The organism is Streptomyces cynarae (assembly GCF_025642135.1).
GTDB lineage: Bacteria > Actinomycetota > Actinomycetes > Streptomycetales > Streptomycetaceae > Streptomyces > Streptomyces cynarae.
The window spans coordinates 3,674,263-3,686,135 of record NZ_CP106793.1; the positions used below are offsets into that span (position 1 = coordinate 3,674,263).

The following is an 11,873-nucleotide window of genomic DNA, read 5'->3' on the forward strand; positions in this document are numbered from 1 at the left end:
GCGTCCTCGGCCCTCCGCCGGGCCGGCGGTGTCCGACCCGGTGCCGCAGCTCCCCGACCGCAGGAACTGCCCCCCTGCCGGTAGACCCCCGCCGGAACGGGGGGTTGTCCCCAGTGCGGGGAGACTTCTGCTTCCCTACCGTTGTGCGCATGACCGGAATGGACGCGCGCGACGCCGACCTGAAGAAGGAACTCGACGCCACCCTGCAGACGCGCAGGGAACTGGGCGAGGAGTACGAGTCGGCACTGGTCGAATCCTTCCTGGAGAAGGTCGACCAGCGCATCGACGGCGCGATCGACCGCCGGGTCCGGCGGCAGCTGGCCGAGCAGCGCATGGTCGTGGCGCGCGGCGCACGGTCGCCTCGGGCGACGGACTCCTGGGGCGAGCGCTTCGGCTTCGGCATCGTGTCGCTGGTGGTGGCGATCCCGCTCTCGGCCATCGGCGGCTCGTTCGGGGGCATGTCCGGCCTCGTGGTCGCCTGGTTCGGCATCGTCGGCGTCAACGCGGTCCAGGCCGCCCGCACCAACCCGGGCCTGTTCACCCGCCACCGCAAGTCCCCACAGGACGCCGAGTGGGAAGACTGATCGGCTCCTGACGATCCCCGGTCGAACGAAAGACGACGACCACCGCAACCATCAATTGAGGGACCACGACCGCGAGCACCACGTCCGCGAGAGCGGCGCCGGCGTAGGCGCAAAAGACTGTGCGCGGGGACCGCCGCACCCCCGTTGTCGGGGGGCGGGACGACGGCGGTCCCCGCGGGGGACGCGGGCCGGGTCAGGGCCGGGCTTGCGCGTCCGTGGCGTCCATGGAGGTCCGGGAGCCGCTCCGGAGGTCCTTGGCGCCGTTCGCTGCCGGCCGGGGCGGGGAGCCGCTCCCGCCGCCTGCCGACACCCACTAATGTGCCGGAACCGTGTTAAGCGGGTGCTGCGCGGACGTGACGTGCTCGTACCACTTCCGAGAAGCGGCTCTTCCCGCCCGTCACCGGAAGTTCCCCGGCGACACGCCCGGTTCACCGGACGTTCGCTACTGCTTTCCCCCCTTGGCCAGGAACGCCAGCAGGTCCTGCCGGCTGACCACCCCGGTCGGCTTGCCCTCGACCAGGACGATCGCCGCGTCGGCCGCACCGAGCACCGACATCAGGTCCGCCACCGGCTCACCGGAGCCGACCTGCGGCAGCGGCGGGGACATGTGCTTCTCCAGTGGGTCGTCGAGGGACGCGTGCTTGGTGAACAGGGCGGCCAGCAGCTCGCGTTCGACGACGGACCCCACGACCTCGGCGGCCATCACGTCCGGGTGGCCCGCGCCCGGCTTGACGATCGGCATCTGCGAGACGCCGTACTCGCGCAGCACCTCGATGGCCTGGCCCACGGTTTCGTCGGGGTGCATGTGGACGAGGGAGGGGATGGCGCCCTCCTTGTCCTTGAGCACGTCGCCGACGCGCGCGCTCGGGCCCGTGTCCTCGAGGAAGCCGTAGTCGGCCATCCACTCGTCGTTGAAGATCTTGCTGAGGTAGCCGCGTCCGCTGTCGGGCAGGAGCACCACCACGACGTCGTCCGGACCGAGCCGCTCGGCGACCCGCAGGGCGGCGACGACGGCCATGCCGCAGGAGCCGCCCACCAGCAGGCCCTCCTCCCGGGCCAGCCGCCGGGTCATCTGGAAGGAGTCCTTGTCGGAGACGGCGATGATCTCGTCGGCGACGGTGGGGTCGTACGCGGTCGGCCAGAAGTCCTCGCCGACGCCCTCGACCAGGTACGGGCGCCCGGAGCCGCCGGAGTACACCGAGCCCTCGGGGTCGGCGCCGACGACCTTGACCCGGCCGTCGCTGACGTCCTTCAGGTAGCGGCCGGTGCCGGAGATGGTGCCGCCGGTGCCGACGCCGGCGACGAAGTGGGTGATCTTCCCCTCCGTCTGCTCCCACAGCTCGGGGCCGGTGGAGTGGTAGTGCGACAGGGGGTTGTTGGGGTTGGAGTACTGGTCGGGCTTCCAGGCCCCGGGGGTCTCACGGACGAGCCGGTCGGAGACGTTGTAGTAGGAGTCCGGGTGCTCCGGGGCCACCGCCGTCGGGCACACGACCACCTCGGCGCCGTACGCACGCAGCACGTTGATCTTGTCGGTGGAGACCTTGTCCGGGCAGACGAAGATGCACTTGTAGCCCTTCTGCTGGGCCACGATCGCAAGGCCGACGCCCGTGTTGCCGCTGGTCGGCTCCACGATCGTGCCGCCCGGCTTCAGCTCGCCGCTCTGCTCGGCCGCCTCGATCATGCGCAGGGCGATGCGATCCTTGACGGAACCGCCGGGGTTGAAGTACTCGACCTTCGCGAGAACGGTCGCCTTGATGCCGGCGGTCACGCGGTTGAGCCTGACCAGCGGGGTGTTGCCGACCAGGCTGATCATCGAGTCGTGGAATTGCACCGTTGTCTCCGGTTGCTGCACAGGAAGTGGTCGTGATGGTTCCGCCAGCGTAAGCGCTCGTACCACCCGGGCGGGTGCGCTGAGCGAACGAGCCCTCGGGCAGGGGCCGTCCCGGGGCGTTCACGCGTCGTTGAGATTGGGCGACGGGGCGTACGGGGCAAGCAGTGGGTGTACGGCTACGAGGAGGTGGCGGCGACGCATGTCGAGCATGTCGAGGGCGAGAGCGGCCCGGCGCATCGCGGCGGGCGCGGCGTACGGCGGCGGCGGTATCGGCCTGGTCGGGGCGGCCGCCGTCGGGCTGCTGGTCGCCGAGGTGCAGCTGGCCAAGCGCCATGTGGGCAACGGACACAGCCCCCATCCGCCGAGCGCGGACGGCCTGTACGGGTGGGGGTCCCCCCGCTCGAGCGCAGCCGAGAGTGGGGGAGGCCACAGCGCCCTCGGCGAACCACCGCTGAGGCTCGTGATGCTCGGCGACTCCACCGCCGCGGGGCAGGGCGTGCACCGCTCCCGCCAGACGCCCGGGGCGCTGCTGGCGTCGGGGCTGGCGGCGGTGGCTGAACGGCCGGTGGAGCTGCGCGTCGTCGCCCTCCCCGGGGCGCAGTCGGACGACCTGGACCGTCAGGTGGCGCTGACGCTCGCGGTGCAGGACCGGATTCCAGACATCTGCGTCATCATGATCGGCGCGAACGACGTGACGCACCGGATGCCGCCGACGCGGTCGGTGCGGTATCTGTCGGCGGCGGTACGGCGCCTGCGTACGGCGGGCGCGGAGGTCGTCGTCGGCACGTGTCCCGACCTCGGCACGATCGAGCCGGTCCAGCAGCCGCTGCGGTGGCTGGCCCGCCGGGCCTCCCGGCAGCTGGCCGCGGCCCAGACGATCGGGGTCGTGGAGCAGGGGGGCCGGACCGTGTCGCTGGGCGATCTGCTGGGACCGGAGTTCGAGGCGAACCCCCGGGAGCTGTTCGGCCCCGACAACTACCACCCCTCGGCGGAGGGGTACGCCACGGCCGCGATGGCGGTCCTTCCGACGGTGTGTGCCGCGCTCGGCCTGTGGCCGGCGGAGGAGGAGCGCCCGGACGCGTCCCGCCGCGAGGGCTTCCTGCCGGTGGCCCGGGCCGCGGCGGAGGCCGCGGACGAGGCGGGCACGGAGGTCGCGGCCGCGATGCCGACGGGGCCGCGGGGGCCGTGGGCCCTGCTCAAGCGCCGCCGTCGCCGCCGCCTGCCGACACCGGAGGCGGCCCCGACCACGGCCCCGGAACCATCCGTATGACGCCGGGGGCGTTCCTCGCCCCCGCCGCGGCCCAGGTGGGGATCCCCAAGCGGGACTGCGCCCCGAAAGGGGCGCGGGGAACTGCGCGACCAGCCGCACACGGCCCGCAGCCGCCCCACCACCCACGCCGCCCCTCGCGGTGCGCGAGCAGCGCCGCGCCGCCCCTCAGCGTTCAGCGCCGTCCCCGCAGCGTTCAGCCCGTCCGGCGTTCGTTGGACTTGGCCGCAGCCGCAGGCCGCAGGCCGAAAGCGGGCCCCTGGGGGCACAGCCCCAGCGAACAGCACGCCCCACCCCACCGGCACCGTTTCCGGCCCGACCGCCCGAGGCCCAAGCAAGCGCTTAGAAAATTGCGGCCCGAGTCACACGCCCATGCCCGTGACCTCCACCGTACGTACGGGTAACTTCCCCCACAGCCCTGCTCACCCTCGCGCAATGGAGCCGTGATGCCCGAAGCCGTCATCGTTTCGACCGCCCGTTCCCCGATCGGCCGTGCCTTCAAGGGCTCCCTGAAGGATCTCCGCCCGGACGACCTCACCGCCACGATCATCCAGGCCGCCCTCGACAAGGTCCCCGCCCTGGACCCGAAGGACATCGACGACCTGATGCTCGGCTGCGGCCTCCCCGGCGGCGAGCAGGGCCACAACCTCGGCCGTGTCGTCGCCGTACAGATGGGGATGGACCACCTCCCCGGCTGCACCATCACCCGGTACTGTTCCTCCTCCCTCCAGACCTCCCGCATGGCCCTGCACGCCATCAAGGCCGGCGAGGGCGACGTGTTCATCTCCGCGGGCGTCGAGATGGTCAGCCGCAGCGTCAAGGGCACCTCCGACGGCCTCCCCGACACCCACAACCCGCTCTTCGCCGACGCCGAGGCCCGTACCGCCGCCGTCGCCGAGTCCGAGGGCGCCGACTGGCACGACCCGCGTGAGGACGGCCTGCTCCCCGACCCGTACATCGCGATGGGCCAGACCGCCGAGAACCTCGCCCGGCTGAAGGGCGTCACCCGCGAGGAGATGGACGAGTTCGGCGTCCGCTCGCAGAACCTCGCCGAGCAGGCCATCGCCAAGGGCTTCTGGGAGCGCGAGATCACCCCGGTGACCCTCCCCGACGGCACGGTCGTCAGCAAGGACGACGGGCCGCGCCCCGGGGTGACCCTGGAGGCCGTCTCCGGCCTCAAGCCCGTCTTCCGGCCCGACGGCCGTGTCACCGCCGGCAACTGCTGCCCCCTCAACGACGGCGCCGCCGCCCTGGTCATCATGAGCGACACCAAGGCCCGGGAGCTGGGGCTGACGCCGCTCGCGCGGATCGTCTCGACGGGTGTGTCCGGCCTGTCCCCGGAGATCATGGGCTACGGCCCCGTCGAGGCCAGCAAGCAGGCCCTGCGGCGCGCCGGTCTCACCATCGACGACATCGACCTCGTCGAGATCAACGAGGCCTTCGCCGCCCAGGTGATCCCGTCCTACCGCGACCTGAACATCCCGCTGGAGAAGCTGAACGTCAACGGCGGTGCCATCGCCGTCGGCCACCCCTTCGGCATGACCGGCGCCCGCATCACCACCACCCTGATCAACTCTCTCCAGTGGCACGACAAGCAGTTCGGCCTGGAGACGATGTGCGTCGGCGGCGGCCAGGGCATGGCCATGGTCATCGAGCGCCTCAGCTGACCTACGCCCGCGCCCACCCGCGCGACGGCCCGGAGCTCCGCCGCCCCAGGATCCGGCAGAGCTCCGGGCCGATTTGTAACCCAATCTCCCCCAGGATGTGACCTATCTCCCTCCGAAAGGGATTTCCGCAGGTCACAGCAGTTCCTTTGGTAAACATTGAGGGCAACCTCATGTCCGTTTCGTGACGTTACGCACTGACAGCTGGTTAGTCCACCCTTCAAGCTGATGTAGGAAGTCGGGGGCCGACCTTGAACCAGGAGTACGTCAGTGAGCGCCATGCCGATAGCTCTGCTGCTCACCACCGCCGCGACCGCGGGCGTGGGCGTCGCCGTCCTGTGCAGCGTGCGGGCGCTGCGCCGGCAGGTCGCGGCCCTGCACGCCGAACTCGCCGAGAACCGTGCCGTGCAGGCACGCGGGCTGGTGCCCGCCGCCCGCACGGCCGCCGACACGGAGGAGATACGCGCCGCCGTGGCCGAGGCGCTCGCGGAGGAGCGGGAGCGCGAGCTGGCCGAGGCGCGCGCCTTCTGGGCCGCCCAGGAGGCCCGGGACATCGCCGACGCCCCCACCCTGTTCGGTCTGCCCGACAGCGAGCTGTTCCTGCCCCGTCCCGCGGACTTCGCGGGCCTGGAGCACGACAGCCTTGAACCGGTGACCGAGGCCGGCGCCGACGAGACCGAGTTCCCCGGGGACTCCCCCGAACTGGCCGCCGCCCGCCGCCGTCACCCCTCGCACCCCGACTTCGTCCCGTCCCCGTCCCCCGTCACGGGCGACCACGAGCGCACGGTCGCGTGCCTGGAGAGGCTGGCCGACGCCGGCACCGAACTCGCCGACGTCCGCCCGGGCCCGCTGGGCACCCTGGACGTGTACGTCTTCGCGGACGGTACGACGCTGTGCATGACCCCGGGCCACCGCGAGACCGCGGAGCGCCTGGCCGCGGCCCTGACCGCCGGCCACACCCCGGTCCTGCTCGGCGGCTCGGGCGTCTCGGGCGCCTACGCCCTCACGTTCGCGTGCGGCGAGGAGACCGTCTACGTCCTAGCGGACCGCGTCATCGCGTCCCTGTAGTCCGCCGCCACGCCATCACGGTAGTCGGGCCATCACGCCGTCACGCCGTCACGCCGCAACAGCACGGGGCCGCGCCGAGGAGCGGGAATCGGCCGTTCCACTCCGGCGCGGTCCGGCGCATTCCGGTGCCTCCTCGGCGCCGGCGCGTTGTGTGCCCCTCACACCCCGGCGCGTTTCTGCGCCTCCTCCACCAGCGCCACGGCCTCGGCGAGTTCCCTGTCGTCCCGCAGGACGACGGCCAGATCGTGCCCGGCGACCGTGATCTGGTCGGCGGCCGCGAACATGCCCGCGTCCGGCATCTCCCGCGGCTCGGCCGAAGGGTCCTCCAGAAGCTGGGCGCGACGCGCCAACTCCCTGGCGAGCGCGAGCGCTTCGGCCGCCGCGCCCCGTTGCAGCCGGCTCTGCGGAGCGGCCCGCAACCGGTCGGCGAAGTGATCCACGGCCCGGGTCAAAGGCGTCGTATCAAGCACGCGGCGAGCGTACGCGTCGCGGCAGCACTGTTGCCAACGGGCGAACGCTCAGGCACGGTGACCTGAAGGACCGGCTTCATCGAGTGCGTCCGGAGGCGCCGATGTCCCAAGTCTTCTCCGAGGAGACCCATCGCAACCTGCTCGCCCGTATCCCCCACTGCACCGGTCGTGAAGTGTCCGACTGGCTGCGAACCGTCGACGAAGGCCCCGCTCTCTGCTTCGAGGAGAAGGTCAGCTGGCTCCGGCACGAGCACAATCTCGCGTACGGCCACGCCAAGGCGATCATCCACGAGTACGACCTGAGGAGGGCCGCGCGCAAACTCATGTGAGCCGCGCACAGTGAAAGGGCCCGTGAACCACGGTTCACGGGCCCTTCAAAGCGCCGGGAGCGCCGGGAGCGCCGGCGGCGACTAGTCGTTGCTACTGAAGATCGCGACGAGCCGCAGCATCTCCACGTAGATCCACACGAGGGTCATGGTCAGGCCGAACGCCGCCAGCCAGGCCTCCTCGCGCGGTGCCCCGTACGCGATCCCGTCCTCGATCTGCTTGAAGTCGAGCGTCAGGAAGAACGCGCCGAGCAGGATCGCGATGACACCGACCAGAGCGCCCAGCGGGCCCATGCTGCGCAGCCCGCCGTCCGGCGCGACGCCGAACGCGACCAGCAGCAGGTTGACCGCCATGGTCAGGACGAAGGCGATGGCGATGGCCATGCCGATCCGGGCGTACCGGGCGGTGACGCGGATCCAGCCCGCCCTGTAGACGAGCAGGGTCGCGCCCGAGACCGCCATCGTGCCGAGCACGGCCTGGAACGGTGCGCCGTGCCACTGCGCGTTGTACATCTCGCTGATGACACCGAGGAAGACGCCCTCGAAGGCGGCATATCCCAGGATCAGCGCGGGCGACGGCGTGCGCTTGAAGGACTGCACCATCGCCAGGACGAACGCGACCAGCGCGGAACCGAACGCGAGGCCGAAGCTGGTGGACGAGACCGGCAGCAGCGCCCAGGCGAGAATCGCGCCGACGGCGACCGTGCCGAGCGTCATCGCCGAGCGCATGACGACGTCGTCCATCGTCATCCGGCCGGGGGCGGCCGGGGCCTGCGGCGGGGCGCCGTACTGCGTCTGCTGTCCGTACGGGTTCTGCGCGTAGGGGTTCTGCGCATAGGGGTTGCCGCCCGCGTAGGGATCCTGCGCGTACGGGTTGCCCTGCGTGCCGACGGCGGCTCCCCCGGCCTGCGGCGCGGTGTTGAAGCCCGCGTAGCCGTTGTCGCGGCTGAACCCCCGTCGCGAGAAGACCGGGTTGCTGCTCCTCATTTCACTCCTCCATGACCACCCTGCGTGGCCTTGGCTCAAGAGTAATAGACAGGCAAAGAATTGGCCGTACTGCTTGAGGAGGATCTTCCCCTCCTCATCGCAGGCAACACGCTACGCGCTGGTGTGATTCCCGGCGAGGATCCGTCTCACCCATGACGAAGCCGGTACAGAGTCGAGACCGGCCACTGATCATCCGGGCGGGCGACCAGCGCCTTCTTCGCCCGGACGGGTGACGCCGCCGTGCGTCACCCGTGACGTCGATCGGCAGTCGTCACTCCAGCGGGAAGCCCGTGTACCCGTCCGCGAGGTCGGTCTCGGCTGCGCGCGAGGTGGTGAGCCGTTCGAGCCGGGCCAGTTGCATGCGGTCGTCGAACGGCGTGGCGTCCGGGGCGCGGTGCAGCAGCGTGGTCATCTCGTACGAGAACCGCTCGGCCTGCCAGACGCGGCGCAGACAGGTCTCGGAGTAGGCGTCGAGAAGGTCGTCGGAGCCCGTCTCCTGCTGGTGCGTCAGCGCCCGCGCGAAGGTGACGACGTCGCCGACGGCGAGATTGAGCCCCTTGGCGCCGGTGGGCGGCACGATGTGGGCGGCGTCGCCGGCGAGGAAGAGCCGGCCGTGACGCATCGGCTCGTGGACGTAACTGCGCATCGGAGTGACCGACTTGGAGGTGATGGGGCCCCGGGCGAGTGTCCAGCCGTCGGCGGTCTCGAGGCGGCGCTCCAGCTCGTCCCAGATCTCCTCGTCGGCCCACTCCTCGGCGTCCGTGCCCGCCGGCACCTGGAGGTAGAGCCTGGAGACGAAGGATTCGATGGGGAGCGAGGCGACTTCCTTGGAAGGGTGGTGGCGGGTGGCGGGCGGGCGCATGCTCAGCAGGGCGAAGCCGCGGTCGTGGCGGGCGTAGACGAGTTCGTCGTGCGAGGGTGCGACATCGGCGAGGACGCCGAGCCAGCCGAATGGGTACGTATATTCGAAGACGCGGGACAGTCCGGCGGGAACCGCCTTGCGGGACACGCCCCAGAAGCCGTCGCACCCGACGACGTACTCGCACTCCAGGACGTCCTCGCTCCCCTCGTGCCTGAAGCGCACCCGCGGGCTGTGGCCGTCGACGCCCTCGACGGCGAGCGCCTCGGCCTCGAACAGCAGCGGGCCGCCCTCCTTGAGCTGGAGCGCGATGAGGTCCTTGCAGACCTCGGTCTGGGCGTACACCATCACGGAGCGGCCGCCGGTGAGCGTGGGGAAGTCGACACGGTGGCGGCGGCGCGCGAAACGCAGCTCGATCCCGTCGTGCCGCAGCCCCTCACGGTCCATGCGCTCGCCCGCCCCGGCGGCCCGCAGCACGTCGACGGACCCCTGCTCCAGGATCCCGGCCCGCTGGCGCCGCTCGACATAGGCCCGGTCGCGGGCCTCCAGCACGACGGAGTCGATGCCGGCGTTGTGCAGCAGCCGCGCGAGCAGTAGCCCGGCGGGCCCCGCTCCGATGATGCCGACGGTGGTACGCATCCCGACGCCCCTTCGTGCCGTTCGTAGAGTGAAAATTACTTCACCAGCTGCCGGGGAGCAGTCTCCGGCCGCACGGCCCTCCTGTCAACGACTGCTCCGTGCCCTCCTTGCCCTGCTTCCCTCGTCCGCGGAACCGCGGCGACGTGCCGCGCCCCGGCTGAAGCCGTTCGGCTCAGCAGCGGTGGTGGGCCGCACCGGCCGCACCCAAGGTGGAGCTGGCGGGGGCGTGGGCAGGGAGCGACGGCCGGAGGACACGCGTGGTACTCGATGAGGTCCAGCTGCTCAAGGCTGGCGAGCAGCGGCTCGAGGACATCTTCCGTACGAGTCCGCCCGGCGAGATCCCGAGGGGTCCGCTGGAGGGCACCGCGATTCTGCCCTGGGCCGGATCGGCGGGAGCCCGGTTCGTCGCCGTGTTCGTGAGCCTCGGCGTGTGGCGGGGCAAGGTCTTCAATCCGGACGGCCATCTGAGCAACCGGTTCACGCCCCTTGACGTGCTCGCCTTCATCGCGAAGGTCTCGGTGGGGCCGAGCCGGCTGGACGGCAAGGACTGCATCGTCATCGACTACTCGCGGACGTCCCTGCTGGCCATGGGACTACGGGACGAGGTGCGCCAGGTGGCCCCGAACCTGTACCTGGGCCTCGTCTGGCTGTTCGGCCACAAGGTCGGCTGGTTCTCGCTGCGGTTGCAGGGAGCCGAGACCACGAAGCCCGCGACCCACCTCGACGAAACGTACCTCTGACGCCACGCACATGAGTGCCGCCTGCCCGCACAGCCGACGGCACCCTGTCCCCCGGCTCCGGCAGGGACTGGAAGAGTGACCAACGGGTTGCCAATGAGGGAAGTGCCCGGAGCCGGACTCGAACCGGCACGCCCGCGAAGGGGCAGCGAGGTTTAAGCTCGCCGTGTCTGCATTCCACCATCCGGGCAGGCCTGGGCACCGCATCGAGCGCTCCGAGCCTATCGGGACGCATCCCTCGAACAGCGGACCCTGGACGCGATGTTGTCTTATTTTATTGATGTCTGAGGGTGCATCAGCACCGGGTACGGGCCATCCGCACTTGCCAATAGCCTTTCGGGGAAGCGCGGCCCTTGTATGCGAAATGACGGAATTTCACCGCCCTGAACGAGGAGTGCGGAAGCGATTCCGCTTCGGGTGATCAACCGCTTTCCACGGCCGGTGGCTCAGGGGACCGTGTCATCCCCAGGTATGACGCGGGCCGTGGCGGTCCGACCGAAGGCTGTCCCGGGAACCGGAGCAGCGACTGACTCCACGGCGGCGACGCGACGCGACGATGGACACGTCCTCTTCACCGTCGCCTTCCCTACAGGAGCAGCTCCCGTGACCAGCACCTCCCTCGCCGACCGGACCACCGCGGTGGCCGCCCGCGCCACGGACCTGTCGAAGGTCTACGGTCAGGGCGAGACCCAGGTGGTGGCCCTGGACCGGGTCACCGTCGACTTCCAGCAGGCCCGGTTCACAGCGATCATGGGACCCTCGGGCTCCGGCAAGTCCACGCTGATGCACTGCGTCGCCGGGCTCGACTCCTTCTCCTCCGGTTCGGTGCGCGTCGGTGACGTCGAGTTGGGCGCGCTGAAGGACAAGCAGCTCACCAAGTTGCGCCGGGACAAGATCGGGTTCATCTTCCAGGCGTTCAACCTGCTGCCGACGCTGACCGCGCTGGAGAACATCACCCTTCCGATGGACATCGCGGGCCGCAAGCCGGACAAGCAGTGGCTGGACACCGTGATCCAGATGGTCGGCCTGTCGGGCCGGCTGAGCCACCGGCCCGCACAGCTGTCCGGTGGTCAGCAGCAGCGCGTGGCGGTCGCGCGGGCGCTCGCGTCCAAGCCGGACATCATCTTCGGCGACGAGCCCACCGGGAACCTGGACTCCCGGTCGGGCGCGGAGGTGCTGGGCTTTCTACGGAACTCCGTACGGGAGTTGGGGCAGACGGTGGTGATGGTCACCCATGACCCGGTGGCCGCGGCGTACGCGGACCGGGTGATCTTCCTGGCGGACGGGCGGATCGTGGACGAGCTGCACGGGCCGAGTGCGGAGGGGGTGCTGGACCGCATGAAGCGGTTCGACGCGAAGGGCCGCACGTCCTGACGCGAGCTGCCCCCACCACCCCCCAGAGCTCCGCCCTCGGCCCCCGCCGGGGCTGCGCCCTGAACCG

At 70.8% G+C, this 11,873-nt stretch carries 11 protein-coding genes and 1 tRNA gene; 7 read left to right on the plus strand and 5 right to left on the minus strand.

From position 1 onward, the window contains the following. Positions 1–158 precede the first annotated feature (158 nt). The gene (locus N8I84_RS16930; RefSeq protein ID WP_263234789.1) at positions 159–584 is read left to right on the plus strand and encodes a hypothetical protein; all 426 of its coding nucleotides are present in this window, start codon (positions 159–161) and stop codon (positions 582–584) included. 442 nt (positions 585–1,026) lie between these two features. On the opposite strand, the gene N8I84_RS16935 is transcribed toward N8I84_RS16930, so the two are convergent. After that, a complete protein-coding gene (locus N8I84_RS16935; protein WP_263230309.1) occupies positions 1,027–2,415 on the minus strand; it encodes a cystathionine beta-synthase in 1,389 nt (462 codons plus the stop codon). A 199-nt stretch (positions 2,416–2,614) separates the two neighbouring features. On the opposite strand from N8I84_RS16935, the gene N8I84_RS16940 reads away from it, so the two are divergent. The 3 genes from N8I84_RS16940 to N8I84_RS16950 all read left to right on the plus strand — a co-directional run bounded on the left by N8I84_RS16940 (position 2,615) and on the right by N8I84_RS16950 (position 6,414). Then, on the plus strand, positions 2,615–3,685 hold the full coding sequence (locus N8I84_RS16940) for an SGNH/GDSL hydrolase family protein (RefSeq protein WP_263230310.1): 1,071 nt from the start codon (positions 2,615–2,617) through the stop codon (positions 3,683–3,685). 443 nt (positions 3,686–4,128) lie between these two features. Beyond that, positions 4,129–5,349: an acetyl-CoA C-acetyltransferase gene (locus tag N8I84_RS16945; RefSeq protein WP_263230311.1), complete on the plus strand. Its 1,221-nt coding sequence runs from the start codon at positions 4,129–4,131 to the stop codon at positions 5,347–5,349. Positions 5,350–5,616: 267 nt separating this feature from the next. Next, entirely contained in the window at positions 5,617–6,414 is a 798-nt protein-coding gene (locus N8I84_RS16950) for a hypothetical protein (protein WP_263230312.1), read from the plus strand. Between the two features lie 158 nt (positions 6,415–6,572). On the opposite strand, the gene N8I84_RS16955 is transcribed toward N8I84_RS16950, so the two are convergent. Beyond that, positions 6,573–6,884 carry a hypothetical protein gene (locus N8I84_RS16955; RefSeq protein ID WP_263230313.1) on the minus strand — a complete coding sequence of 104 codons (312 nt, stop codon included), beginning with the start codon at positions 6,882–6,884 and terminating at the stop codon, positions 6,573–6,575. Positions 6,885–6,985: 101 nt separating this feature from the next. On the opposite strand from N8I84_RS16955, the gene N8I84_RS16960 reads away from it, so the two are divergent. Then, complete coding sequence (locus tag N8I84_RS16960) at positions 6,986–7,213, plus strand: DUF4287 domain-containing protein (protein ID WP_200420627.1); 228 nt, start codon at positions 6,986–6,988, stop codon at positions 7,211–7,213. An 81-nt stretch (positions 7,214–7,294) separates the two neighbouring features. On the opposite strand, the gene N8I84_RS16965 is transcribed toward N8I84_RS16960, so the two are convergent. After that, on the minus strand, positions 7,295–8,197 hold the full coding sequence (locus tag N8I84_RS16965) for a Bax inhibitor-1/YccA family protein (protein WP_263230314.1): 903 nt from the start codon (positions 8,195–8,197) through the stop codon (positions 7,295–7,297). A 271-nt stretch (positions 8,198–8,468) separates the two neighbouring features. Further along, positions 8,469–9,695, minus strand: coding sequence for a 4-hydroxybenzoate 3-monooxygenase (locus tag N8I84_RS16970; protein ID WP_263230315.1), 1,227 nt, complete (start codon positions 9,693–9,695; stop codon positions 8,469–8,471). Positions 9,696–9,952: 257 nt separating this feature from the next. Here N8I84_RS16970 and N8I84_RS16975 point away from each other — a divergent pair, with 257 nt between their 5' ends. After that, positions 9,953–10,435 carry a hypothetical protein gene (locus N8I84_RS16975; protein ID WP_263230316.1) on the plus strand — a complete coding sequence of 161 codons (483 nt, stop codon included), beginning with the start codon at positions 9,953–9,955 and terminating at the stop codon, positions 10,433–10,435. Positions 10,436–10,538: 103 nt separating this feature from the next. On the opposite strand, the gene N8I84_RS16980 is transcribed toward N8I84_RS16975, so the two are convergent. Further along, positions 10,539–10,622 (minus strand) — tRNA-Leu (locus N8I84_RS16980). A gap of 413 nt (positions 10,623–11,035) precedes the next feature. Between N8I84_RS16980 and N8I84_RS16985 the strand changes: the two genes are divergently transcribed. Beyond that, the gene (locus N8I84_RS16985) at positions 11,036–11,806 is read left to right on the plus strand and encodes an ABC transporter ATP-binding protein (RefSeq protein WP_263230317.1); all 771 of its coding nucleotides are present in this window, start codon (positions 11,036–11,038) and stop codon (positions 11,804–11,806) included. Positions 11,807–11,873 lie beyond the last annotated feature (67 nt).

Bases quoted from the DNA above. Each gene is read 5' to 3' on its own strand.
- N8I84_RS16930 (WP_263234789.1), top strand. From the start codon at position 159: ATGGACGCGCGCGACGCCGACCTGAAGAAGGAACTCGACGCCACCCTG.
- N8I84_RS16940 (WP_263230310.1), top strand. From the start codon at position 2,615: ATGTCGAGCATGTCGAGGGCGAGAGCGGCCCGGCGCATCGCGGCGGGC.
- N8I84_RS16960 (WP_200420627.1), top strand. From the start codon at position 6,986: ATGTCCCAAGTCTTCTCCGAGGAGACCCATCGCAACCTGCTCGCCCGT.
- N8I84_RS16945 (WP_263230311.1), top strand. From the start codon at position 4,129: ATGCCCGAAGCCGTCATCGTTTCGACCGCCCGTTCCCCGATCGGCCGT.
- N8I84_RS16965 (WP_263230314.1), bottom strand. From the start codon at position 8,197: ATGAGGAGCAGCAACCCGGTCTTCTCGCGACGGGGGTTCAGCCGCGAC.
- N8I84_RS16970 (WP_263230315.1), bottom strand. From the start codon at position 9,695: ATGCGTACCACCGTCGGCATCATCGGAGCGGGGCCCGCCGGGCTACTG.